The sequence below is a fragment of the Sphingomonas sp. MMS24-J13 genome (genome assembly GCF_044905095.1).
Classification (GTDB): Bacteria; Pseudomonadota; Alphaproteobacteria; order Sphingomonadales; family Sphingomonadaceae; genus Sphingomonas_I.
This window is the reverse complement of the sequence record NZ_CP173258.1, coordinates 2,443,731-2,465,343: the sequence shown is the minus strand read 5'-3', so window position 1 is coordinate 2,465,343 and position 21,613 is coordinate 2,443,731. Positions and strand designations below refer to the sequence as shown.

The following is a 21,613-nucleotide window of genomic DNA, read 5'->3' as shown; positions in this document are numbered from 1 at the left end:
AAGGGGCTGGCGAGGGAACGCCTCCCGCGAAACGCGGGAGAGAGCTCGGTTAAGCGGCCGTCCCCTTGAGCCGGGCCGTCTCCGCCGCGGTCGATTGGGGGCCAGTGTTGCGCGTGTTGAGACCACCGGCCAGCGGCCCCCGCACAAACGGCTCGGGATCGCCTTCGCGCAACTGGAGCCCGAAGAGCGGAGAGAGGCCGGGATGCCGGCCGAGCCCGCCATAGAGATCGAAGCCGCGATCGATCCAGTCGCGCAGCGGATCGTCGTCGGTCAGCACCGGCGTGTCCGCCACCGATGCGGTGAACAGGAATACCGCGAGCAAGCGGAAATCGGCATAATTGGGGCTGTCGCCGCCGAACCATTTGTTCTGCGCCAGCGTGTTGCGCATCAACTGCAGCTTGGGCGGGACCAGCGGCACGCGATCCTCGCGGCCGATGATGATGTCCTCGATCTTGCGGCCGAACATGCGCTCGCGCGATTCGGTGACATAGGCATGGTCCTGTGGCAGCGATCGATCGCGATACTGGCCGATGAAACAGGTCATCCACGGGCTGATCGCGGTTGCCCACAGCCAGCTTTCCATCGCCTGCGTCAGCACCTTGACGCTGGGATCGCCGATCAAGGTTGGGCGGTCGGGATAGGTCTCGTCGAGATATTCGGCGATCAGCCAGCTATCGAGCACCCATTTGCCGTCGTCGACGATCGCCGGCAGCCGTTCGGTCTTGCCGCCGGTACGCTCGGGAATCCCGGTGAAGCCGCCGGGGACGATCTCGATCTCGAAGCCCTTGTGCGCGACCGCATATTTGGTCGCCCATACGAACGGACTGATCGTGGCGCCGCTTGCGAGCGCCAGATCGTAGAGAATGATCTTGTTGTCCTTCGCCATCCTGTCCTCCTGCGGCGTTGCCGATTTCCGGGGATGATTAGGCAAGCGCATCACCGACTGCCAGTGATTAGTTGACTCTGTCCGGCACATTCGTCGGTGACCCGAGCCAGAACACCCTCGCTTTCACCGAGTGGGAGAGCACCCGGCTATGTGTCTCGCGCAGTGGCCCCCATGGCGCCTGTGCGAATATTTGTCGCACCCCTCGATAGCGTGGCGATGCGATTTTCGGTACTTTGGCGGATGCGATGGGAGGCGGGCCATGGATTGCCGCATCGGTTACGTGAATGTGGGTGTTCGCGATCTGGAGCGCTCGGTCGCTTTCTATCGCGACGTGCTGGGCTTCACCCTGGTCTTTTGCGAGCCTCAATTCCATTATGCCCGCTTCGATGTCGGCGGCTTCCGCTTCGCGATTGCCGCGTCCGAAGTAGACCATTTCAGTGGCGGCGTGCCGGGCAATCGCCATACGGGCATCGGGCTGACCGTCGCGGACGTGAATGCCGCGGCCGAGGAACTGATCGCGAAGGGCGTGGAATTTCCCATGAAACCAGGCAAGCAGCCCTGGGGCGGTTATATGGGGATTTTCGCCGATCCCGACGGGAATCTGTTCTATCTGGATCAGGCGGAGTGAAGCGGAGCCCAAATTCCCGGGGCCGTTCGTCCTGAGCGAAGTCGACGGACGAACGCAAATTCAGAGCCGCGTCAAACCACCGGCACGCCGAACAGATCATGCTCGTCGGCATCCTCGATCTCGACCTTCACGATATCGCCCGGCGTGAGCCCGTAGGCATCGCGCAGGTGGACCTCGCCATCGATCTCGGGCGCGTCGGCCTTCGAGCGACCGGTGGCGCCACCCTCGTCGTCGGCAACGTCGATGATCACGTCGAGCGTGCGGCCGATCTTGGCCTCGAGCTTTGCGGTCGAAATGGCGGCGCAGCGCTCCATCAGCCGGGCGTAACGCTCTTCCTTGACCTCTTCGGGCACGTGATCCGGCAGATCGTTGGCGGCGGCGCCCGCCACCGGCTCGAAGCGGAACGCGCCGACCCGGTCGAGCTGGGCTTCGTCGAGCCACTGCAGAAGATATTCGAAATCCGCCTCGGTCTCGCCCGGGAAGCCGACGACGAAGGTCGATCGGATCGTGATGTCGGGCGCGATCGACCGCCATTTGGCGAGGCGTTCAAGAACCTTGGCGTCGTTGGCGGGCCGCTTCATCGCGCGCAGCACGCTGGGGGCGGCATGCTGGAACGGGATGTCGAGATAGGGCAGCACCAGCCCGTCTGCCATCAGCGGAATGACGCGATCGACGTGCGGGTAGGGGTAGACGTAATGGAGCCGCACCCACGCGCCCAACTGGCCGAGATGGCGGGCCAGATCGGTCATGTCGGCACGAATCTCGCCACCGCTTTTGAGCGCATAGGATCCGTGGCGCAGGTCGAGCCCGTAGGCGCTCGTATCCTGGCTGATCACCAGCAATTCGCGCGTGCCGCCTGCGACCAGCTTCTCCGCCTCGCGCAGGATCGCGTCGGGGCGGCGGCTGGCCAGATCGCCGCGTAAAGCCGGGATGATGCAGAAGCTGCAACGGTGGTTGCAGCCCTCCGAAATCTTCAGATAGCTATAATGCTTCGGCGTGAGCTTCAGATCGCGCTCGGGCACCAGATCGAGATAGGCCGAGGGCGGGATCGGGGCGGCGTCGTGCACGGCGCCGACGACCTGCTCATATTGATGCGCGCCGGTGACCGCGAGCACGGCGGGGAAGCGTTCGCGGATCATCTCCGCTTCCTTGCCCATGCAGCCGGTGACGATGACGCGGCCATTCTCGGCAATCGCCTCGCCGATCGCCTCGAGGCTTTCCTCCTTGGCCGAATTGAGGAAGCCGCAGGTGTTGACCAGCACGACGTCCGCCCCCGCATAATCGGGCGACATCGAATAGCCGTCGGCGCGCAGCTTGGTGAGAATCCGTTCGCTGTCGACCAGATTCTTGGGACAGCCGAGCGAAACCATGCCGACCTTCGGCGGGGAGGGGAGTGTAGTTGCCATGGGAAGGCGGCCCACATAGTGGATCGCGAACGATTTTGCGAGAGGATGGCGATGCGGCTGACGATAGCCTTGGCTCTGTGGGCTTCACTGCTCGCCCCCGCCAGTGCGCAAGGCCCCGCCAACGGGCGCGCGATGCCACCGCGCGGCGACATCTTTCCGGTGAATTATTCGATCCCTGAAAACTGGATCTGCCGCCCGGGTGTCGACGACGGCACCTGCTCGACCAACCTCGATGCGATCGCGGTGGATGCGAAGGGCGAGCGGACGCCGGCGCCGTTCGTCGCCGCGGCCGATCCGAAGATCGATTGCTTCTACGTCTATCCGACGACGTCGAACGACCCGACCCTCTACAGCGACCTCAAGCCCGACGCGGCGGAGCGGCGCGCGGTCCATGGCCAGGCGGCACGGCTGCGCGAGAAATGCCGTTTGTTCGTGCCGGTCTATCATTCCTTCACGATGACCGCCCTGCGCTGGAGCATGGCGCACCCCGGCGACGACAAGGCGATCGACTTCGACGTGCCTTATGCGGATATCGTCGCGGCATGGCGCTCCTATCTGGCGCACGACAATAAGGGGCGTGGCGTCGTCCTGATCGGTCACAGCCAGGGGGCGATCCTGCTCAAGCGGCTGATCGCCGAGAAGATCGACGGCAAGCCGGTGCAGAAATTGCTGGTCGCGGCCTATCTCGCGGGCAATCGCGATCTTTCGGCGAAGAGCTTCAAGGCGATCCCGCCGTGCGCTGCCGCCGACCAGACCGGCTGCCTGATCGCCTGGTCGAGCTATCGGGACGGCCAACCCGGCGAGCGCTTCTTCGGGGGCACCAATGCGGGTGAGCCGCCCTTGTGCGTCAATCCGGCAGCGCTCGCGGGCGGCAGCGGTCTCGCTAAGCCCTACCTGTCCAAACCCGCCCTCTCCGCGCCGAGCGACCCGCCTTATGTCGAACCACTGGGCCAGATGAGCGCACAGTGCGTCACCGACGACAAGGGGGCGGTGCTGCGCATCCATATCGAACCCAACGGCAAATTTGCCGGGCTATTGGCTTATGCGCTGAACCAGCTCGCGCTGCCCGGCGGCTGGGGGCTGCATGCGCTCGATATCAGTCTGGTGCAGGGGAATATCGTGGATCTGCTGGGTGCGCAGAGCGCGGCCTGGGTGAAGGCGCACCCTTGAAGATCTCCCCTTGCGCCAGGAGAGGATTCTATTGCGCCGGCAACCTGTCGACCGGGTTTACCGGCTTGCGGCCGTCGCGAATCTCGAAATGGAGCTGCGGCTGGTCGGCCGAACCGCTGGCACCGGCCCGTGCGATCGTCTGGCCGCGTGCGACCGCCTGACCGCGCGTCACCAGCAGGGCGTCGGCATGGCCGTAGGCGGTGAGCCAGCCGCCGCCATGGCGGATCAGGACGAGTTGGCCGAAGCCGGGTAGGGTTCCGGCATAAGCGACCACGCCCTCGGCCGCAGCCTGGATCGGGGTGCCGCGTTCGGTCGCGATATTGATCCCGTCGTTGCGCGCGCCATTGGGCTGTGGGCCGAAGAAGCGGAGGATGCGGCCCTTGACCGGCCAGATGAAGCGGCCGGGGGCGGCGCTGGGCTCGGGGCTCGGCTGGGCGACCGCGACGGTGGGCGGCACCGGTTTCTCGGCAGCCTTGGTCGGCGCGACGGGCTTGGCCTTGGGGGCGAGGGCGGGCTCGCTGCCGGTGACGAGATCGTCTATGTCGATGCGGAAGGCGGCGGCGCGCTGTTCCAGCGTCATCTTGGCGACCTCCTTGCTGCTCGGCAGCAGCAGCCGCTCGCCGGCGCGGAGCGAATAGGGCTCCTCCAGGTGGTTGAGCGAGGCGATGCGCGACCAGTCGACGCCATAAGCGCGCGCGATCGCGATGCCTGCCTGGCCCCGGCGAACGAGATGGTAGCGGCCGCCTGGAATCCTGAGCTTCTGCTTCGGGCGCAACACGTAGGGCGGCTTGAGATCATTGGTGCGTGCCAAGGCATCGGTGCCGACCTTGGTCTTGCTCACGACTCGCGAAAGCGTGTCGCCGGGCTGCACGATATAGGTCGAATCCTCGACCTCGTCGGCATCGGCGGTAACCGGCTTGGCCTCCCACGCTGGCGGGGGCTGCTGCGAAACGGGCGCGGGGCTTGCCGCGATCAGCATGAGCGCAACGAGGGCGCCCGGCAATCTCATGCGAACAGTCGTTCCAGCGTCGCGCGCGAGGGCTGATGCGTCAGATCGAGATGGAGCGGCGTCACCGTGACATAGCCCTGTTCGATCGCCTCCAGATCGGTTGCCGCCTGCGCCGTATGCGGCACCTTGCCGAGGCCGAGCCAGTAATAAGTGAAGCCGCGCGGATCGACCCGCTCGTCGAGCTTCGGGCGGCCGTAATCGCGCAGGCCCTGACCGACGACCTTGATGCCTTCGACCGCATCGGCCGTGACCGGCGGGAAATTGATATTCACCAAAGTGCGCGGTGCCCACTCGCTTTGGATCAGTGGCGCCAGCACCCGCTCGGCCCACCCCTCGGCGGCGGCGAACGACACTTCGTTGCCCATCCCCTCGCGCTCGTAGCGTTGGCTGAGCGCGATCGAGCGAATGCCCGCCAGCGCCCCTTCCATCGCAGCGGCGGCGGTGCCCGAATAGAGGACATCCTCGCCGAGATTGGCGCCGCGATTGATGCCTGACAGGATCAGTTCGGGCGGGGCGTCCTTCATGATGACCGCCAGCGCCATGATGACCGCATCGGTGGGTGTGCCGACCACCTCATGGTGGCGTGCGTCGATCGTGCGCAGGCGGATCGGCTGCGTCAGCGTGAGCGAACGGCCCTTGCCCGATTGCTCCTCGGCAGGCGCGACGACGGTAACGTCGTCGGAGAAGCGCCGGGCGATCCGTTCGAGCAGATGGATGCCGGGGGCGTTGATGCCGTCGTCATTGGTGATGAGGATCCGCATCAGGCGTCCGGCACCAGCCGCGTCATCCCGCCCGTATAAGGCAGCAGCACCTCCGGTACCGTCACCGATCCATCGGCCTGCTGATAATTCTCCAGCACCGCCACGAACGTCCGCCCGACTGCCAGCCCCGATCCGTTGAGCGTATGGACGAACGCGGTCGTGCCGCGCCCGGTCGTGCCGTCGGCGGGCTTGTAGCGCGCATCCATGCGGCGCGCCTGGAAGTCGCCGCAGTTCGAGCAGCTCGAAATCTCGCGATAAGTGTCCTGTCCGGGCAGCCACACCTCCAGATCGAAGGTCTTGCGTGCGGCGAAGCCCATGTCGCCGGTGCACAGCAGCATGCGGCGATAGGGCAGGCCGAGCCGTTCGAGGATCGTCTCGGCCGCGAGCGTCATCCGCTCGTGCTCGGCGTCGGATTGCTCGGGGGTGGTGATCGAGACGAGCTCGACCTTCTCGAACTGGTGCTGGCGGATGAAGCCCCTCGTGTCGCGTCCGGCGGCGCCGGCCTCCGAACGGAAGCAGGGAGTCAGCGCGGCCAGCCGCATCGGCAGCGCGCTTTCGGGCTGGATCTGCTCGCGCGCCAGATTGGTCAGGCTCACTTCCGCGGTCGGAATCAGCCAGCGGCCGTCGGTCGTCTGGAACAGATCGTCGCGAAACTTGGGCAATTGCGTCGTGCCGAACGCCGCCTCGTCGCGCACCAGCAACGGCGGCCACGTCTCGCTATAGCCGTTCTCTGTCGTCTGGAGATCGAGCATGAACTGGCCGAGCGCCCGATGCAGCCGCGCCGCCTGGCCACGCAGCACGGTGAAGCGGGTGCCGGCAATGCGCCCGCCGCTTTCGAAATCGACGCCGAGCGGCGGGCCGAGATCGGCATGGTCACGCGGGCTGAAATCGAAGCTGCGCGGGCTTCCCCAGCGCTTCTGCTCGGCATTGCCGGCTTCGTCCTCGCCCTCGGGCACGTCGGCGGCGGGCAGATTGGGGATGGCGGCGAGCGCGGTATCGAGTGCCGCCTGGGTCTCGGCCGCCTCGGCCTCGATCGCGCCCATGCGCGCCTTGATTTCCGCGACCTCGGCCATCAGCGCCTGCGCGGTTTCATCGTCGCGCCTGGCCTTGGCCGCGCCGATCGCCTTCGACGCTTCGTTGCGGCGTGTCTGCAGCGCCTGCGCCTCGGTCATGCGCGCCCGGCGCACCTCGTCCAGCTGGAGCAGTCCGGCCGACTGAGGCGCGAGCCCGCGTTTCGCGAGGCCGGTATCGAAAGCGGCGGGGTCGTCCCGAATGGCGCGGATATCATGCATGGCGCGAGCCTAATGACGGTGGCGACGTAAAGCTGCAACCCTGCAACCCGTTACGCCGTCGGTGCGTTAGCCCGTCGATCAAAGATGAGAGGTAAGCCCGATGCAAGTTCCCCACGACAGCTATGTGCTGATCGCCGACGGCGCGAAGATGCTGTTCTTCCGCAACGAGGGGGATGCCGAACATCTCGACCTGAAGGTCGTCGCGGCGGAGCAACAGGCCGACGCATCCGACCAGGACATCAAGAGCGATCGGGCCGGCCAGAAGCCCGGAAGCCCGGGAATGGGCGGCGCATCGAGCGCCGGCGAAGCCGATTTTCACCAGCAGGCCGAGGACCGCTTCGCGGCCGATGCGGCCGACCGGATAAATCGCGCCGCGCTAGCGGGCGAATTCGAGCAGTTGATCATCGTCGCGTCGCCCCGCACGCTGGGTGAGTTGCGGCGCCATTATCACAAGGAAGTCGAGGCACGGATCAGTGCCGAGATACCCAAGGATCTGACCGGGCATTCGGTCGATCGGATCGAGGAAGCGCTCAAATCCTATCAATCCTGATAAAATTCACCTTGAAAATTGAACGGTTCATCCGGGGAGTTCTGATCACAGGGGATTCGTACCTACATTGTTACTCAAGCGAGTAACCGCATTTGGAGAGTGACATGAAGTATATTGCTTTTGCTTTGGCCAGTTCGGCGTTGATTGCTGTTCCGTCTTTCGCACAGATGAGCACGCCGACGACGACCACGACCACCCAGGCGCCCGCGCCGTCGGATAGCGCTGCAGCACCCGCGGCATCTGCGGCCGCCGCGACGCCGAACGTGGCCGCTGGCGCTCAGGTGGCAGATGCCAGTGGCGGTGCGGTCGGCACGATCGAATTGGTCAGCGGCGGCAACGCGGTGCTCTCGACCGGCACGGCTAAGGCGACCCTGCCTGTCACCGCGTTTGCGGCAGCGCCGAATGGCGGCCTCGTGATCGGCATGACGAAGGCCCAGCTCGAGGATGCGGTCGCAAAGGCCGGCGGTGGCGCGCAGAGCGCGTCCGCGGCCACGAGCGCACCGGCGGGCAAGACCGCGCCGGCCGCCAGCCAGACCGCCCTTTCCGCTCCCGCGTCGATCACGGTCGGCGCGACGGTGAACGATACCAAGGGCGGCGTGGTCGGCAAGGTTGCCGCAGTATCGGGCAATCTGGTGACGGTCGCGACCGCCAATGCCAAGGCACAGTTGCCCAAGACGGCCTTCGCGCAGGGCGAAAATGGCCTCGTCATCGCGATGACCGCGTCCGAACTGGAGGCCGCCGCCAAGGGGGCCGGTGCGGCGAAGAAGACCGGCGCTTAACGCGCGATGAGCGGTTCGGCGCGCAACGGATTTCCGTTGTGCGCCGGGCGCTTGTTTGCGGCCCCACCGCTGGCTATAGGGCCGGCGGGCGATGGGGTCGGCGAGCTACGAGTTTGCGCACCCCTTTGGGGCTTAGTGAATGATGGCGACGGCGGCGCAGGATCACAGTCGGGTCGGTGGCGAAGTGTTGGATCAAGATTATCGACCATCGCCGAACGAAGAGTTCATGAATCCGAGGCAGCAGGCTTATTTTCGGCGCAAGTTGCTCGATTGGAAGGATTCGATCCTCCGCGAATTGAAAGAGACGCTCGCCCAGCTCCAGGTCGATTCGCTTCGCGAACCCGATGTCACCGATCGCGCCTCGAGCGAGACCGACTGGTCGATCGAGCTGCGCACGCGTGACCGCCAGCGCAAATTGATCTCGAAGATCGACGCTGCGATCCGCCGCATCGACGAGGGCGAATATGGCTATTGCGAGGTAACCGGCGAGCCGATCAGCCTTGCCCGACTCGAAGCGCGTCCCGTTGCGACGATGACGGTCGAAGCCCAGGAGCGCCACGAGCGCAACGAGAAGGTCAGCCGGGAAGAATAGCTCCGACGCTGGCTGTTAACGCCTTGTCAGCCATTTTCCGTCACATTTCGTGGAGGATAAAGGCTCGGGGATGCGGTGGATCAGTCTTTGACGCGCGACGAAACGGACGAGGAGGGGGGATATGCCAATCTCCGCTCGGCGCCGCGCGACAGCATGTTCCTGATGGCGACGGTGCGCCGACCAGGCGGTCAGGACGTGATGGTCAAGGTGCGCAATCTGTCCGCGGGCGGGATGATGGCCGAATGCCCGGTCGGCTTCGCACGCAGCGAATTGATCGAGGTGGATCTGCGCGGGATCGGCCGCATCGCCGGGACGATCGCCTGGTCGACGGGCGGACGGATCGGTGTATCGTTCGCGGAGCCGGTCGATCCGCGCGATGCGCGCAAGCCGGTTGCGTCGAGCAGTGGCGCCCAGCCGCTGCTGGTGAAGGCGAGCCGATCGATGTGGCGGCCGGGTTTGAAGGGCAATCCCTAGGGCGCCCTATCCGTCAGAATTCCCGGTCCTCCTTCTCCACCTTCAATTGACGCTCCCGCCCTCAGGGCGATATAGGGCGCTTCGGGCGGTCCCGATCGGGCCGCCCTTTTCCATTTCGGAGCCTTTCCACCGAATTCTGCGCTGAAGAAGGATATCGTACCATGACTATCACGCCCCTGATGCCCGTTTACCCGCGGTGTGGCGTGCGTCCGGTGCGAGGCGAGGGCGCGTATCTGTTCGGTGAGAATGGCGAGCGCTATCTCGATTTCGCGAGCGGCATCGCGGTCAACATCCTCGGCCATGGCCATCCCGCGCTCGTAAAGGCGATCGCCGACCAGGCGGCGACCCTGATGCATGTCTCCAACCTCTATGGCAGCCCGCAGGGCGAGAGGTTCGCGCAGCGGCTGGTCGACAAGACGTTCGCCGACACCGTCTTCTTCACCAATTCGGGCGCCGAGGCGGTCGAGTGCGCGATCAAGACCGCGCGGCGCTATCATTATGCCAATGGCCAGCCCGAGAAGCATCGCATCATCAGCTTCTCCAACGCGTTCCACGGCCGCACGCTCGGCACGATCTCGGCCACCAACCAGCCGAAGATGCGCGACGGGTTCGAGCCGCTGCTGCCGGGCTTCACGGTCGTGCCGTTCAACGATCTGGCGGCGGCCGAAGCCGCGATCGGCCCCGATGCGGCCGGTTTCCTGATCGAGCCGATCCAGGGCGAAGGCGGCATCCTGCCGGCGACGCAGGAATTCCTGCGTGGCCTGCGCAAGCTCGCCGACGAGCATGGGATGCTGCTGATCCTCGACGAGGTGCAGTGCGGCTATGCGCGGACCGGTACCTTCTTCGCGCATGAGCAATATGGCATCACCCCCGATATCATGGCGGTGGCGAAGGGCATCGGCGGCGGCTTCCCGCTCGGCGCCTGCCTTGCGACCGAGGAAGCCGCCAAGGGGATGGTGTTCGGCACGCACGGCTCGACCTATGGCGGCAACCCGCTTGCCTGTGCCGCGGGCGAAGCGGTGCTCGACATCGTCGGCGAACCCGCCTTCCTCGAGAATGTGAAGCAGACCGGCGCGCGCCTGCGCCAGGCGCTCGAGCAGATGATCCCCAACCACGATCACCTGTTCGAAAGCGTGCGTGGCATGGGGCTGATGCTCGGCATCAAGCTCAAGAGCGACAGCCGCGCGTTCGTCGGCCATCTGCGCGACAAACACGGGCTGCTGACGGTGGCGGCCGGCGACAATGTCGTCCGCATCCTGCCGCCGCTCAATATCGACGACAGCCATGTCGCCGAATGCATCGAGCGCCTGAGCGCCGGTGCGCGCGATTATGTGCTGCCCGAGGCGGCATGAACTGATCAGGATCCGCTCGTCCCGGGGAACGCCCCGGGATGAGCGGTTGGGGGATTTGGAACTATGACCCGCCACTTCATCGATCTGGTCGATGCGGGCCCCGATGCGCTTCGGGCGATGCTGGACGATGCCCGTACCCGCAAGCAGGTCCGCGCCGGCTGGCCCAGGGGCAAGCCCGATCTCGACCGCCCGCTCGACGGCTATGTGCTGGCGATGGTGTTCGAGAAGAACTCCACCCGCACGCGCGTGTCGTTCGATATGGCGATGCGTCAGCTCGGCGGTACCACGATCGTGATGGATGCGGGTTCGACCCAACTCGGCCGCGGCGAGACGGTGGCGGATACCGCGCGCGTGCTCTCGCGCTACGTCGATGCGATCATGATCCGCACCGACGATCACGCCAAGGCGCGCGAACTGGCGGAGTATGCCAGCGTGCCCGTGATCAACGGCCTCACCGATCAAAGCCATCCCTGCCAGATCATGGCCGATCTGCTCACGATCATCGAGCGCAAGGGCGGCGTCGAGGGGACGCGTTGGGCATGGCTCGGCGATGGCAACAATGTGCTTCACTCGATCATCGAGGCGGGCGCTCTTCTCGGCTTCGATGTCGCGGCGGCGTGCCCGGAAGGGTATGAACCCAATCCGGCGGTGGTCGAGGCCGCGCGCCGGATCGGCAACCGCCCGCCTTTGTTGACCCGCGACCCGCGTGAGGCGGTGGCGGGGGCGGACGTCGTCGTCACCGACACCTGGATCTCGATGGGGCAGGCCCATGCCGAAGAGAAGCTTGCGGCGTTGGCGCCCTATCAGGTGACCGAGGCGCTGATGGGCGATGCGACCGGCGACGGCATCTTCCTCCACTGCCTCCCCGCGCATCGCGGCGAGGAGGTGGTGGACGCGGTGATAGACGGCCCGCAATCGGCGATCTGGGACGAGGCGGAGAACCGCCTGCATGCGCAGAAGGCGGTTCTGCTGTGGTGTTTGGGTAAGCTGTAAATCAAATCCTCCCCTTGCAGAGCAAGGGGAGGGGGACCGCCAGCCGCAGGCTGGTGGTGGAGGGGCGGCGGTCTCAGACCGCCGTCTTGCGACGGCGGCCCCTCCACCATCCTTCGGATGGTCCCCCTCCCCACGAAATCGTGGGGAGGATTTTCAGGTCAGCGTGTCACCTCCGCAATCACCGCCCTGGCCTTATCCACCGCTGCAGCCGTCTTGAGCTTCCCGGCCTGGATATCGTCCGCAAAAGCCATCAGCCTTTCGCCGGACGCCGATCCCGTCTCGGCGACTTCCGCCACGGCCACACCGTTGGCCTTCGCGATCGCGGCATCCCACAGGCCGCGCACCGCCGCCCAATAGTCCTTGGTCGCGGCCCAATAATCGTCCGCCGCCTTCACGTCATAACGATCGTCACGGACATAGGAGTTGAGCACCGCTTCCTGCACGAACGGCCCGATCTTCCCGTCGATGGGCCCCATCTTGATATTGTCCTGCCAGTGGATCCAGCCGGCGGGCGAGGGCGAGTGGCGGTTAATCGAGAGGTAGCGATCGTAGCGTGGATGGCGCACCGCATCGCGCCGGGCGAGCGGGCGCCAGGTCCAGTTGCTGCGCCAGCGGCGGACGCCGCCTTCCTCGGTCCATTCGCCCCAGCCGCCATAACGCGGGGAATCGTCGGTCTGCCAGACGGTCTGCGACCAGCGGCCCTTGCGCATCCGCTCGGGCACCGCCTCGATCGTCCAGCGCCCCTGGCCGGCATAGACCAGAACCGACGCCGGCTCGTAGGTCCAGTCCTGGCGCCAATGCTTGACCACCATCGTCTTGCCGGCTTCGCTGACGACCAGCATATGCTGCAGCACGATCTTGCGGCCCGTGTCCTCGATCACGCGCACGCTTTCATGCCCGCCGGATACCTTGGCCGGGATCGGCGTGTAATCGGTGCGCCACGGCGTGGTTTCGCGCATGTCGAACGTAACGGCATAATTGCCGGTCATGGCGAGGATCGAGGCGCGGTCGGCCTCGAACGCGGCCTTTTCGTCGGCGGTGCTGCGGGCGGCGACCGGGCCGTCGGCCAAGGCGGGTGCGGCGTGGGCGATCGTCAGCAGGGATGCGGCAAGCGCCAGTCGGATAGAGCGTGTTTTCATGGGATCGGTCCTCAGAAGCGCGCGGTCAGCGAGACGCTCGCATTGCGTCCGGGCTGGGTATAGGCGTCGGTGACGGTCGAGCTGGCGGCGAGCCCGCGGACATCGCTCCACCAGGCATATTTCGTGTCGAACAGGTTGAAGATGCCTGCGCGCAGCGTGAAGAGCTGCCCGATCTTCGCATAGGCCGTCGCATCGAGGATGGTGAACCCGCCCGGCCGGAAGCAACCGCCGGTGCCCGTGCAGGTGCTCGCCGGGCCGGTCGCGGTCGCATAGGTCGTCGATGCGAGCGACTTCTGCGCGGAATGGGTCGCGATCAGCTGCCCGCCATAGCGTTTGTCGGGCGCGTCATAGCCGACGCCGGCGACCAGCTTGAGCGGATCGATCGTCGAGAGCGGCGAGCGGACATTGCCCGTCCCGATCACCGTACCCTTGGTGTAGCTGATCGCGAACCGGCCCGAAATGCCGATGCGGGTGCGCGCATCCACCTTGCCCTCGGCGCCACTGATCCGCACCCGGTTGAGGTTGATGAACTGGAAGACTGCCGGGTCGGTCGGCGTGAAGCCCCCGCTCACCACCTCCTGGCTGATGAAATTGTGGTAGCGCCCGGTGAACCCGGTTGCCGCCGCGCCGATCGCGCCCTTCTCGATCTTTACCCCACCCTCGAACGTCTCGCTGGTCTCGGGCCGGAGATCGGGATTGGGGATCGAAGTGTAGCCCTGCGCGAGGTTCTGGAAGAACTGGTTCACCTGCGTGGGAGAGGGCGCCTTGAAGCCGCGCGCATAGTTTGCGAACAGGTTGAGCCCGTCGCTCGGCTGCACCACGACGCCGATCTTGGGCGAGACGTGGGTATCATGCTGCCCGGCGGACGCGAAGCCGGCCAGCAGCGGATCGCCCTTCGGATCGAGCTTGTAATAATCCAGGCGCAGTGCCGGGAAGAGCGTCACGAGCTTGCCGCCGATGCCGATCTGATCGGCGATATAGCCGCCCACCAACGTATAATCGGTGATCGGGAAGGCGCGCGTCGGAAAGACATCGGGCGGGGTCGGCACCGTGCCGTCGCGCACGCCCTTCTGGCGGGTGATGCTGCCGTCGCCGCCATAGACCAGACGATGCGTGAGCGCGCCGGTCGAGAAATCGCTGTGCAGTTCCGCGCTCGCGCCGAAGACGCGGTTGGCGAAGGTGTTGATGCGCGTCCGATCGGCGGCGGTGTTGCGATCCTCGGCGGTGAACTGGCGGTTGAGGCTGTCCTGATACCAGGCCGTCACCTGTGCGGACTCGATCGCGCCTTGTCCGGTATAGCGCCAGTCCAGGCTCGCCCGATTGCGCCTGGTGCGATCGCGCGCGGTCAGGCCGATCACGCTGGTGGCCGCACTCGGCACTGCCGCGACGCCGCTCAGCACATTGGTGAAGACATGATCGTCGAGATGATCGAGCGTCAGGCGGATGCGATTATGGGCGTCCGGCTCGAACAGCAGCTTGCCAAGCAATGCGTTCGAGTGCGTGTCCTGCGGGTTTGGCGTCGTGCGCGTGGCGTTGGGCGCGTCGATGCTGCCCTTATTGTCGAGATCGTGCCCGTCGCGGCGGACATAGGAAATCATCGCCGACCATGCGCCCGACCGGGCGGCGAGAATGCCGGTCTCGGAGAATTGGTCGTCGGCCGAATCATAGGCCGATCGCACGATCCCGCCGATGCTCCTGCCGGGCCGCAGGAAATCCTGCGGATCGCTGGTGGTGAAGCTGACCGCGCCCGCCAGCCCGTCGCTGCCGTAAAGCGCCGATGCGGGGCCGCGCAGGATCTCGACCGACTTGATCACCCCCAGATCGACATAGTCGCCGCGTCCGGCCGATTGCGCGCCGAACTCGAACCCGTCGGGCACGCGCACGCCATCGACCTGGATGAGCACGCGATTTCCCTCGAGCCCGCGAATATTGAAGCCGGCATTGCCGTCGCGCCCGGTCGTCCCCTGCGCCGCGCCGAAACGGGTGGGCGCGCGATGGACGCTGACGCCGGGTTCGAACCGGATCAACGCCTTGATATCGGACGAGAGCTGATCGGCAATCGTCTCCGCATCGATCACGCTCACGGTCGCTGGCACATCGTTCGCCGATTGCGGAACGCGGGTCGCGGTGACGGTGATGGTCGATCCATCATCGGTATCCACCCCGGCGATGGCCGCCGCCGGGACGAGTGCCCACGCGAGCGCCAACGCCGCTATCTGCTTTCCATGGCGCGAATGCCGCAAGTCTGGATAGTCCAATTCCCGTCCCTCTAATGCTAATGCGAGTGATTCGCGTTTGCATGGGATTAGGGATCGTTCCGGCGCTGTGTCAATCCAGGGCCGTGCGGGCATCGCGGCCCGATGGATTTACGCGCCCGACATCCTAAATGGGGGGCATGACCTCTCTGGATCTCGATCGAACCCTCGGTTTCACCATCCCGGCCCGCCACGCACGCGGGCGGCTGATCCGCCTCGGGCCGGCGCTCAACACGATATTGTCTGCGCACGGCTATCCGCCGGCGATCGAGCGCGTGCTGGCTGAAGCGCTGGTGCTGGCGGCCCTGTTCGGCGCGACGCTCAAGGAGGCTGCCGGCCAGCTTACGATCCAGGCGCAGACCCAGGGCGGCGCGATCGATCTGTTGGTGGTCGATTATCGCGGCGGCGAGATGCGCGGCTATGTTCGCCACGATCCCGATCGGCTGGCCGAGTTGCCTGCCGATCCGTCGCTCTTCGGGCTGTTCGGCAAGGGCTATCTCGCCATCACCTTCGATCTCGCCACCACCGGTGAGCGCTATCAGGGGATCGTGCCGCTGGAGGGCGGCAGCCTGGGCGAGGCAGCGCAATCCTATTTTGCCCAGTCCGAACAGATCCCCAGCCTCGTGCGGATCGGCGTGGCGCGCACGGCCGGCGGCGTGATTGCGGGCGGGCTGCTGCTCCAGCACCTGCCCGAGGGCGAGGAGGGGCGCGACCGGCTCCACACGCGCCTCGACCATCCCGAATGGGCCGATGTCGCGATCCTCGGCGGCAGCGCGCGCGAGGATGAACTGGCCGATCCCGAACTGCCGCTCGAAACCTTGCTGTGGCGGCTGTTCAACGAGGAAGAGGTGCACACCTTGCCCGGCGTGACGCTCAGCCGCGGCTGCCGCTGCGATCCCGATCATATCGCGAGCGTGATCGGGCAATTCCCGGCCGAAGATCAGGCGGCGATGGCCGATGAAGACGGCCTGATCCATGTCGATTGCGAATTCTGTGCGCGCCGTTTCTCGCTCGAGCCCGAACCGGCATGATCGCCATTCACCGCTTGTTTAATAGATCGGCGCTAAAGGGCTTCAGTGCCCTTTCGGCATTGACCTCCCTGGTGGGCCGAAACGGCCTCGATCTCGGGCCGCTCCATCGGGGCGGCCCCTTCTTTTCGGGCTATGCTTGGAAAAGCCGGCCCGCTCGCATATCGGGCCGCGCATGACACAGACTGGGAACAAGGGCGTCGCGGTGGCGCTCATTTCGGGCGGACTCGACTCGATGGTCGCCGCCGGGCTCGCGGTCGAGGCGGGCAAGCGCCTCGTTGCGCTGACGATCGACTATAATCAGCGCCATCGCGTCGAGCTGCAGGCCGCATCGCGCATCGCCGAGCGGTTGCGTGCCGAGCGCCATATCATCCTGCCGATCGATCTCACCCGCTTCGGCGGTTCGGCGCTGACCGCCGATATCGATGTGCCCAAGGAAGGGGTGGGGACCGATATTCCCGTCACCTACGTGCCGGCGCGCAACACGATCTTCCTGAGCCTTGCGCTGGGACTGGCTGAGGCGACCGGCGCGCGCGACATCTATATCGGGGTCAACGCGCTCGATTATTCGGGCTATCCCGATTGTCGCCCGGAATTCGTCGAGGCGTTCCAGGCTCTCGCCAATGTCGCGACGAAGGCCGGGGTGGAGGGCGATCGCTTCACGATCCACACGCCTTTGCTCCGCATGACCAAGGCCGATATCGCCGCCGAAGCGGCACGGCTGGAGCTCGATGCGGGGATGAGCTGGTCCTGTTACGATCCGGTCGGCGACCAGCATTGCGGGCGCTGCGACAGCTGCCGGCTGCGCGCCAAGGGCTTCGTCGAGGCGGGGCTGCCCGATCCGACCGATTATGCGGTGGCGCCGCTCGAATGAGCTATGCCGTCAAGGAAATGTTCCTGACCGTGCAGGGCGAGGGCATCCAGGCTGGGCGCCGCGCGGTGTTCATCCGCTTCGCGGGCTGCAATCTCTGGTCGGGGCGCGAGGAGGATCGCGCCAAGGCGGAATGCACTTTCTGCGATACCGATTTCGTCGGGATCGACGGCGATGGTGGCGGTCGGTTCGCCGATGCTGCGGCGCTGGCGGCGCAGGCGCGGTCGATGTGGGCGCACGGAATCGCAGGCGATCAGGGGCAGCCCTTCACGGTCCTCACCGGGGGCGAGCCCATGCTTCAGGTCGATGCGCCGCTCGTCGCCGCGCTCAAGGCCGAGGGGTTCGAGATCGCGATCGAGACCAACGGTACCTTACCCACGGCGGCCGGGATCGACTGGATCTGCGTCAGCCCCAAGGCGGGGACGCGTGTCGTCCAGCAATCGGGCAACGAATTGAAGATGGTGTGGCCACAACCCGGGCTCGACGTGCCGGCGCTGGAGGGCTGGGCCTTCGATCATTGGTTGGTCCAGCCGATGGACGGCCCCGATGCGATCGCCGCGCGCGATGCGTGCATCGCCTTCGTGATGCAGCATCCGCGCTGGCGCCTGTCGACCCAGACCCACAAATTGATCGGGGTGCGCTAGCCCGACGGCCCTACCCCCTTTTCTTGCAGGGCTTCTCCCGGCCCTTCTTGTCGTAGCAGACGGGTTCCAGCGGCGGCAACGCGTCGATCTTGACGTCGACATCGGGCCGCACCCCAACGAAACCGCTATCCCCGATCGGCGTCAGGCTATTGCGGAATTCGCGCAGCCTCGCGATCGCGACCGCGCCGAGCTGGCCCTTGGGACGGGCCAGCGTGTCCTGCCCGATCGACGATGCCACTTCGCAGAAGCTGCGCTGCGCCTGGAGCGTCGAGAAGCTGTTGTAAGTGCGCGTCGTATATTGATCGAATGCGATCGACCAATTCTTGGGCAGGGTGCGCTTGAAGTAAGCGCCGAGCGTCGCATAGGTCGCCTGCAGCTCGGCCGCATGCTGGCGAAGCATATTGTTGTAATTGGCAACCGTGCCCAACGCGGGCGCGAACTGGCATTGCAGCGCCGCCACATTGAGCCCCGCCCGCATCGTCCAGGTCAGATTGGCCTGCAGTTCCTTGGCCGTAGCCCCGGCGAGGCTGATCGCGATTCTGGGATCATCGCCCGTGACCGGCGCGCCCGCGAGCGGGAGCTTGCCCCAGTAAAGATAGGCGTTGGCGGGGCTGAGCGCGCCAAGCGTCAACCCGATCAATGCCGCGCCACGAACGCAATACGCAAAAACTGCCATTCACTATCTCCCTGTTCGCGCTCTTTAAACCTGTCGCGACTCGAGGAAAAGAGTCTTGAAGCGCAAACGACAGGACGGCCGGGCGCCAGCCGGCCATACAGGGCTCAGCAAGGGAACTGACAGGCCTTAATGCCGGTGTTCACGGCGTAGTTCGTACCGGCCGTCGTTGAAATCGTCGAACAGCCCTTCGATCGCGGGGTGATCGACCGGCTCGTCCGTTTCATCGCGCTCCAGGTTCTGCTGGCTGACATAGGCGATGTAGCTGCTCTCGGCATTCTCGGCGAGCAGGTGGTAGAACGGTTGGTCGCGCCGCGGACGCACGTCCTCGGGGATGGCATCATACCACTCCTCGCTATTGGCGAAGACCGGGTCGATGTCGAACACCACGCCCCTGAAGGCGAACAGGCGATGACGCACAACCTCCCCGATCCCGAAGCGCGCGGTGGCGACCGGCGGCATCGGCGGAAGCGGCGGGGACGAGAATGTGGTGCGGTGCGGAATCATTCCTCTTATTTAGTGCCGCGCGCTTTGCGTGCAAGCGCCGCTTGGCAAGCGCGAAACGTTCGGCTAGGGGCCTCCCTCCTTCGACCGGGACCTCTTGCGGAGAGGTGGCAGAGTGGTCGATCGCGCCGCACTCGAAATGCGGTTTACGGGGAACCGTAACGTGGGTTCGAATCCCACCCTCTCCGCCAAAGGATTCTCTAACTAGTTGATTTAGCTAGAGAATTCCTTTGGGCGGGTGAGGTGGCCCACATTCCGCCCAACATCATTAAGCCGGTGGGATGGCGGGGATTTCCTGCATCTATGCCGCCTCGGTTTTTGACCGCCGCATCATCTCAATTCAGGGAACGGGTCAGACAACCCGTAGGCGGGGCTGATCGAGGGCGATCGATGTGGATAAGCCGATTCGTCGCTTGCTTGCCCGACCTCTCCATGATCTACCTCTTGGGGCTGACGTGAAGGCATCACGCACAAGGGAGAGCGCCAATGAGTCCATAGCCCGAGCGACAAGCTAGTAGGAACGACGTGAAAACGGGGGCCCGTACATAGACATAGCCAACACCCGAATCTTTAAGGCTCGGGCAACTGGCTTCCCTCTCGCGGTGCTCAGGACAAATGATCGTCCGATTCCGATGGCCCCACTAAGAAACGAAGGAGGTGCCAATGGCACACCTGGATTTCTGGCTCCACATGAACGACCAGTACATGTGGCAATGGCTCTGCTACGATCATTCGGGCAAGCTGTTCGCCATGTCGGCGGAGTCGTTCTTCAATCTGCCTGATGCCGAGCGAGCGATCGATATCGCCCGTTCGAACATTGGGCATCTTCAACTAGCAGCTTAGCTGCACCCTAACGCGTCAGCATGGGCGGCCTTCGGGCCGCCCATTAAGCGGTTCAGTAGACGGACCTACTTGCTAATAAGTAGCATCAACCCCAAGTTCACGTAGACTAAGCAGAGACTCTTCGACGAATGCAAGTGTTTCAGGTGTATCTCGGTAGGGCAATTCGGGTTGGTCCGGCCTTCTTTCTCTAACTAGTTCTCTTCTAATTTGCCTTAATAATATGAGGCGGTTAAACCGCTCTCGGGTTATGCTAGCCCAAGGTGCATTGTTGCCACCAACAAGAAAATCGACATGCGGCTGCTCAAATTTACCGCACCAATCTTCGTTTAAACCTTGGTTGGGATCGTAAACCATACGTCGCAAACTAAGGAAAATACGCTTAGCAGTTTCCATCGCAACAACCGATCCGACGCGCGCCTTCCTAAGAGAATTTAACCCAACCTCGGAAAACTTGCTAAATTCTCTTAGGGTCATATCAAACGGCTCAATAAATTGATCAATAATATTGGGCCTTACTCTACAATGAAGCAGGATTTCTTCTGTCTTGAATTTTTCGACATCGCTTGCGTAAAACTCGTACTGATCCTTTATGTGACTATTTGCATCATCAACAATGCATCCGTTAAAGGCTCCGGAGTCATATCGAATGTCAGCGAGATTGCAAAATCGTAAATCTGCCCCTTCGAAATTAAGTCCAGTCAAGTCCTGTTGGCTAAGATCTAAGTTAGATAGATCAGCAGATCTATAGAACGAAAATGGATCGCGCCCAGAAATCTTAGCTAACGCTTTTAACGACCCACTCTTAGAAACCAATATCTCTATAGTTTTAGAGAATCTTGGATCATAATCATTCATTGCGTCACCGACAATATATCTGCAATGTTCATTTCAGAAAACCTGTCCTCTAGCAAACCCGCTTCCAACTGCATGTCTTTCAAAACATGTTTTAGATGCTGAATCGCGGCTTTTTCGTTCACGGTTCCAAAGATTAAATCCTCCGCTACATTCAATATAGTTCGATTCTTTAGCTGAAGATTATCGATATGAATATCATCCAGCGAGCAGCTGACCACTACTTTTATTGCAGGCTCGATTGCGAGGATTCTTCCAAGCGACTTTACCGATAAACGAGGATCTTCCGTAGGGTCCCATGGTTGCCCGGTTAAATAGTCTTCATGGAACGGCTCTAGGCACCAAGAATATTCGTGCGATCCGCCGGGTCGTGGAGTGGCAATTATACGAGGAAAACGCTGAATTACCTTAAGCTTCTCTTCCTGTGTGGCTTCGTTGTCCGCACTTACTGAGCCGTCCAAGCTGGCGCTTATCGAACTGGGAGAAAGTTTACCCTTAAAGGCGGCGCTTGCTTGCACCTTGTTCTTCAGCCCAGTTACCATGGTGTATTCACTGTTATCTTTCGGTATGTTCCTCGCTACAGATTGGCGATCCAGTTCAAGCGGCTTCTCCAATCTAATTGTAAGCACTGCTCGCTTAAGATACAAATCGAATGTGAATGGGAAGCTCTTATCGTCGCCGCCCAAACGGCCATTACGGAAACTCAATTCGACGTGAACTGCCGAAGTTTTACCGTCGCACCTGAGCGGTTCATGCCACGCGTCAATTGAAAGGACTTCAGCGAGTACCCGCTCGTTGTTGCTTGCCATCACTCTGCTCTGCAATCGCTATCTTCGATTAGCATGCTCCCGATGTAGCTGGTTTGCAACTCGCGCCAAATGCTCGGCTAAAACGGTCGATTCCGATACAGCG

23 protein-coding genes and 1 tRNA gene are annotated in these 21,613 nt (G+C 63.7%); 13 read left to right on the top strand and 11 right to left on the bottom strand.

Features of this window, described 5'->3' with window-relative positions:
* Window positions 1-49: 49 nt before the first annotated feature.
* Entirely contained in the window at window positions 50-886 is an 837-nt protein-coding gene (locus tag AB4Z44_RS11500) for a beta-etherase (RefSeq protein ID WP_404714165.1), read from the bottom strand.
* Between the two features lie 259 nt (window positions 887-1,145).
* On the opposite strand from AB4Z44_RS11500, the gene AB4Z44_RS11495 reads away from it, so the two are divergent.
* Window positions 1,146-1,514: a VOC family protein gene (locus tag AB4Z44_RS11495; protein WP_404714164.1), complete on the top strand. Its 369-nt coding sequence runs from the start codon at window positions 1,146-1,148 to the stop codon at window positions 1,512-1,514.
* 71 nt (window positions 1,515-1,585) lie between these two features.
* On the opposite strand, the gene rimO is transcribed toward AB4Z44_RS11495, so the two are convergent.
* Window positions 1,586-2,920, bottom strand: a complete 1,335-nt coding sequence (gene rimO, locus AB4Z44_RS11490) for a 30S ribosomal protein S12 methylthiotransferase RimO (RefSeq protein ID WP_404714163.1) — start codon at window positions 2,918-2,920, stop codon at window positions 1,586-1,588.
* Between the two features lie 51 nt (window positions 2,921-2,971).
* On the opposite strand from rimO, the gene AB4Z44_RS11485 reads away from it, so the two are divergent.
* Window positions 2,972-4,090 (top strand): DUF3089 domain-containing protein, encoded by a 1,119-nt coding sequence (locus AB4Z44_RS11485; RefSeq protein ID WP_404714162.1) that lies wholly within the window; start codon window positions 2,972-2,974, stop codon window positions 4,088-4,090.
* A 28-nt stretch (window positions 4,091-4,118) separates the two neighbouring features.
* Here AB4Z44_RS11485 and AB4Z44_RS11480 read toward each other — a convergent pair whose 3' ends face one another.
* The 3 genes from AB4Z44_RS11480 to serS are packed head-to-tail and all read right to left on the bottom strand — an operon-like array spanning window position 4,119 to window position 7,152.
* Window positions 4,119-5,099 (bottom strand): peptidoglycan DD-metalloendopeptidase family protein, encoded by a 981-nt coding sequence (locus tag AB4Z44_RS11480; protein WP_404714161.1) that lies wholly within the window; start codon window positions 5,097-5,099, stop codon window positions 4,119-4,121.
* Complete coding sequence (surE, locus tag AB4Z44_RS11475) at window positions 5,096-5,860, bottom strand: 5'/3'-nucleotidase SurE (protein ID WP_404714160.1); 765 nt, start codon at window positions 5,858-5,860, stop codon at window positions 5,096-5,098. The genes AB4Z44_RS11480 and surE overlap by 4 nt, the downstream gene beginning before the upstream one ends.
* A complete protein-coding gene (gene serS, locus AB4Z44_RS11470; RefSeq protein WP_404714159.1) occupies window positions 5,860-7,152 on the bottom strand; it encodes a serine--tRNA ligase in 1,293 nt (430 codons plus the stop codon). Before serS ends, surE begins: the two co-directional genes overlap by 1 nt.
* 100 nt (window positions 7,153-7,252) lie before the next feature.
* On the opposite strand from serS, the gene AB4Z44_RS11465 reads away from it, so the two are divergent.
* The 6 genes from AB4Z44_RS11465 to argF all read left to right on the top strand — a co-directional run bounded on the left by AB4Z44_RS11465 (window position 7,253) and on the right by argF (window position 11,892).
* Window positions 7,253-7,702 (top strand): host attachment family protein, encoded by a 450-nt coding sequence (locus tag AB4Z44_RS11465; RefSeq protein ID WP_404714158.1) that lies wholly within the window; start codon window positions 7,253-7,255, stop codon window positions 7,700-7,702.
* Window positions 7,703-7,806: 104 nt separating this feature from the next.
* Window positions 7,807-8,481: a hypothetical protein gene (locus AB4Z44_RS11460; RefSeq protein ID WP_404714157.1), complete on the top strand. Its 675-nt coding sequence runs from the start codon at window positions 7,807-7,809 to the stop codon at window positions 8,479-8,481.
* Window positions 8,482-8,623: 142 nt separating this feature from the next.
* A complete protein-coding gene (dksA, locus tag AB4Z44_RS11455; RefSeq protein WP_404714217.1) occupies window positions 8,624-9,073 on the top strand; it encodes an RNA polymerase-binding protein DksA in 450 nt (149 codons plus the stop codon).
* A 75-nt stretch (window positions 9,074-9,148) separates the two neighbouring features.
* A complete protein-coding gene (locus AB4Z44_RS11450) occupies window positions 9,149-9,547 on the top strand; it encodes a PilZ domain-containing protein (protein WP_404714156.1) in 399 nt (132 codons plus the stop codon).
* A gap of 161 nt (window positions 9,548-9,708) precedes the next feature.
* Window positions 9,709-10,899 (top strand): aspartate aminotransferase family protein, encoded by a 1,191-nt coding sequence (locus AB4Z44_RS11445; RefSeq protein WP_404714155.1) that lies wholly within the window; start codon window positions 9,709-9,711, stop codon window positions 10,897-10,899.
* A 63-nt stretch (window positions 10,900-10,962) separates the two neighbouring features.
* Window positions 10,963-11,892 (top strand): ornithine carbamoyltransferase, encoded by a 930-nt coding sequence (argF, locus tag AB4Z44_RS11440; RefSeq protein WP_404714154.1) that lies wholly within the window; start codon window positions 10,963-10,965, stop codon window positions 11,890-11,892.
* A gap of 158 nt (window positions 11,893-12,050) precedes the next feature.
* Here argF and AB4Z44_RS11435 read toward each other — a convergent pair whose 3' ends face one another.
* Entirely contained in the window at window positions 12,051-13,031 is a 981-nt protein-coding gene (locus AB4Z44_RS11435; RefSeq protein WP_404714153.1) for a DUF6607 family protein, read from the bottom strand.
* Window positions 13,032-13,042: 11 nt separating this feature from the next.
* Window positions 13,043-15,238 carry a TonB-dependent hemoglobin/transferrin/lactoferrin family receptor gene (locus AB4Z44_RS11430; RefSeq protein WP_404714152.1) on the bottom strand — a complete coding sequence of 732 codons (2,196 nt, stop codon included), beginning with the start codon at window positions 15,236-15,238 and terminating at the stop codon, window positions 13,043-13,045.
* Window positions 15,239-15,417: 179 nt separating this feature from the next.
* Between AB4Z44_RS11430 and AB4Z44_RS11425 the strand changes: the two genes are divergently transcribed.
* From AB4Z44_RS11425 to queE, 3 genes are all read left to right on the top strand, one after another.
* Window positions 15,418-16,317, top strand: a complete 900-nt coding sequence (locus AB4Z44_RS11425; protein ID WP_404714151.1) for an Hsp33 family molecular chaperone HslO — start codon at window positions 15,418-15,420, stop codon at window positions 16,315-16,317.
* Window positions 16,318-16,489: 172 nt separating this feature from the next.
* Window positions 16,490-17,188 (top strand): 7-cyano-7-deazaguanine synthase QueC, encoded by a 699-nt coding sequence (gene queC, locus AB4Z44_RS11420; RefSeq protein WP_404714150.1) that lies wholly within the window; start codon window positions 16,490-16,492, stop codon window positions 17,186-17,188.
* Window positions 17,185-17,829: a 7-carboxy-7-deazaguanine synthase gene (gene queE / locus AB4Z44_RS11415; protein WP_404714149.1), complete on the top strand. Its 645-nt coding sequence runs from the start codon at window positions 17,185-17,187 to the stop codon at window positions 17,827-17,829. The genes queC and queE overlap by 4 nt, the downstream gene beginning before the upstream one ends.
* A 10-nt stretch (window positions 17,830-17,839) precedes the next feature.
* Here queE and AB4Z44_RS11410 read toward each other — a convergent pair whose 3' ends face one another.
* Together AB4Z44_RS11410 and hspQ are read right to left on the bottom strand one after the other, a co-directional pair.
* A complete protein-coding gene (locus AB4Z44_RS11410) occupies window positions 17,840-18,505 on the bottom strand; it encodes a hypothetical protein (protein WP_404714148.1) in 666 nt (221 codons plus the stop codon).
* A gap of 126 nt (window positions 18,506-18,631) precedes the next feature.
* A complete protein-coding gene (gene hspQ, locus AB4Z44_RS11405; protein ID WP_404714147.1) occupies window positions 18,632-18,964 on the bottom strand; it encodes a heat shock protein HspQ in 333 nt (110 codons plus the stop codon).
* 143 nt (window positions 18,965-19,107) lie between these two features.
* On the opposite strand from hspQ, the gene AB4Z44_RS11400 reads away from it, so the two are divergent.
* Window positions 19,108-19,197 (top strand) — tRNA-Ser (locus AB4Z44_RS11400).
* 472 nt (window positions 19,198-19,669) lie between these two features.
* The gene (locus tag AB4Z44_RS11395; protein WP_404714146.1) at window positions 19,670-19,849 is read left to right on the top strand and encodes a hypothetical protein; all 180 of its coding nucleotides are present in this window, start codon (window positions 19,670-19,672) and stop codon (window positions 19,847-19,849) included.
* Window positions 19,850-19,921: 72 nt separating this feature from the next.
* Here the strand turns inward: AB4Z44_RS11395 and AB4Z44_RS11390 are convergent, their stop codons facing one another.
* Window positions 19,922-20,704: a pentapeptide repeat-containing protein gene (locus AB4Z44_RS11390; RefSeq protein WP_404714145.1), complete on the bottom strand. Its 783-nt coding sequence runs from the start codon at window positions 20,702-20,704 to the stop codon at window positions 19,922-19,924.
* Window positions 20,701-21,510 (bottom strand): hypothetical protein, encoded by an 810-nt coding sequence (locus AB4Z44_RS11385; protein WP_404714144.1) that lies wholly within the window; start codon window positions 21,508-21,510, stop codon window positions 20,701-20,703. Before AB4Z44_RS11385 ends, AB4Z44_RS11390 begins: the two co-directional genes overlap by 4 nt.
* Window positions 21,511-21,613 lie beyond the last annotated feature (103 nt).

What these genes read in the sequence shown, in the direction of transcription:
- AB4Z44_RS11495 (WP_404714164.1), top strand. Translation starts at nt 1,146, where the DNA reads ATGGATTGCCGCATCGGTTACGTGAATGTGGGTGTTCGCGATCTGGAG.
- hspQ (WP_404714147.1), bottom strand. Translation starts at nt 18,964, where the DNA reads ATGCCGCCGGTCGCCACCGCGCGCTTCGGGATCGGGGAGGTTGTGCGT.
- surE (WP_404714160.1), bottom strand. Translation starts at nt 5,860, where the DNA reads ATGCGGATCCTCATCACCAATGACGACGGCATCAACGCCCCCGGCATC.
- AB4Z44_RS11395 (WP_404714146.1), top strand. Translation starts at nt 19,670, where the DNA reads ATGGCACACCTGGATTTCTGGCTCCACATGAACGACCAGTACATGTGG.
- AB4Z44_RS11485 (WP_404714162.1), top strand. Translation starts at nt 2,972, where the DNA reads ATGCGGCTGACGATAGCCTTGGCTCTGTGGGCTTCACTGCTCGCCCCC.
- serS (WP_404714159.1), bottom strand. Translation starts at nt 7,152, where the DNA reads ATGCATGATATCCGCGCCATTCGGGACGACCCCGCCGCTTTCGATACC.
- AB4Z44_RS11390 (WP_404714145.1), bottom strand. Translation starts at nt 20,704, where the DNA reads ATGAATGATTATGATCCAAGATTCTCTAAAACTATAGAGATATTGGTT.
- queE (WP_404714149.1), top strand. Translation starts at nt 17,185, where the DNA reads ATGAGCTATGCCGTCAAGGAAATGTTCCTGACCGTGCAGGGCGAGGGC.
- AB4Z44_RS11465 (WP_404714158.1), top strand. Translation starts at nt 7,253, where the DNA reads ATGCAAGTTCCCCACGACAGCTATGTGCTGATCGCCGACGGCGCGAAG.
- AB4Z44_RS11425 (WP_404714151.1), top strand. Translation starts at nt 15,418, where the DNA reads ATGGGGGGCATGACCTCTCTGGATCTCGATCGAACCCTCGGTTTCACC.
- argF (WP_404714154.1), top strand. Translation starts at nt 10,963, where the DNA reads ATGACCCGCCACTTCATCGATCTGGTCGATGCGGGCCCCGATGCGCTT.
- AB4Z44_RS11460 (WP_404714157.1), top strand. Translation starts at nt 7,807, where the DNA reads ATGAAGTATATTGCTTTTGCTTTGGCCAGTTCGGCGTTGATTGCTGTT.
- rimO (WP_404714163.1), bottom strand. Translation starts at nt 2,920, where the DNA reads ATGGCAACTACACTCCCCTCCCCGCCGAAGGTCGGCATGGTTTCGCTC.
- AB4Z44_RS11435 (WP_404714153.1), bottom strand. Translation starts at nt 13,031, where the DNA reads ATGAAAACACGCTCTATCCGACTGGCGCTTGCCGCATCCCTGCTGACG.
- AB4Z44_RS11480 (WP_404714161.1), bottom strand. Translation starts at nt 5,099, where the DNA reads ATGAGATTGCCGGGCGCCCTCGTTGCGCTCATGCTGATCGCGGCAAGC.
- AB4Z44_RS11385 (WP_404714144.1), bottom strand. Translation starts at nt 21,510, where the DNA reads ATGGCAAGCAACAACGAGCGGGTACTCGCTGAAGTCCTTTCAATTGAC.
- queC (WP_404714150.1), top strand. Translation starts at nt 16,490, where the DNA reads ATGACACAGACTGGGAACAAGGGCGTCGCGGTGGCGCTCATTTCGGGC.
- dksA (WP_404714217.1), top strand. Translation starts at nt 8,624, where the DNA reads ATGGCGACGGCGGCGCAGGATCACAGTCGGGTCGGTGGCGAAGTGTTG.
- AB4Z44_RS11500 (WP_404714165.1), bottom strand. Translation starts at nt 886, where the DNA reads ATGGCGAAGGACAACAAGATCATTCTCTACGATCTGGCGCTCGCAAGC.
- AB4Z44_RS11410 (WP_404714148.1), bottom strand. Translation starts at nt 18,505, where the DNA reads ATGGCAGTTTTTGCGTATTGCGTTCGTGGCGCGGCATTGATCGGGTTG.
- AB4Z44_RS11445 (WP_404714155.1), top strand. Translation starts at nt 9,709, where the DNA reads ATGACTATCACGCCCCTGATGCCCGTTTACCCGCGGTGTGGCGTGCGT.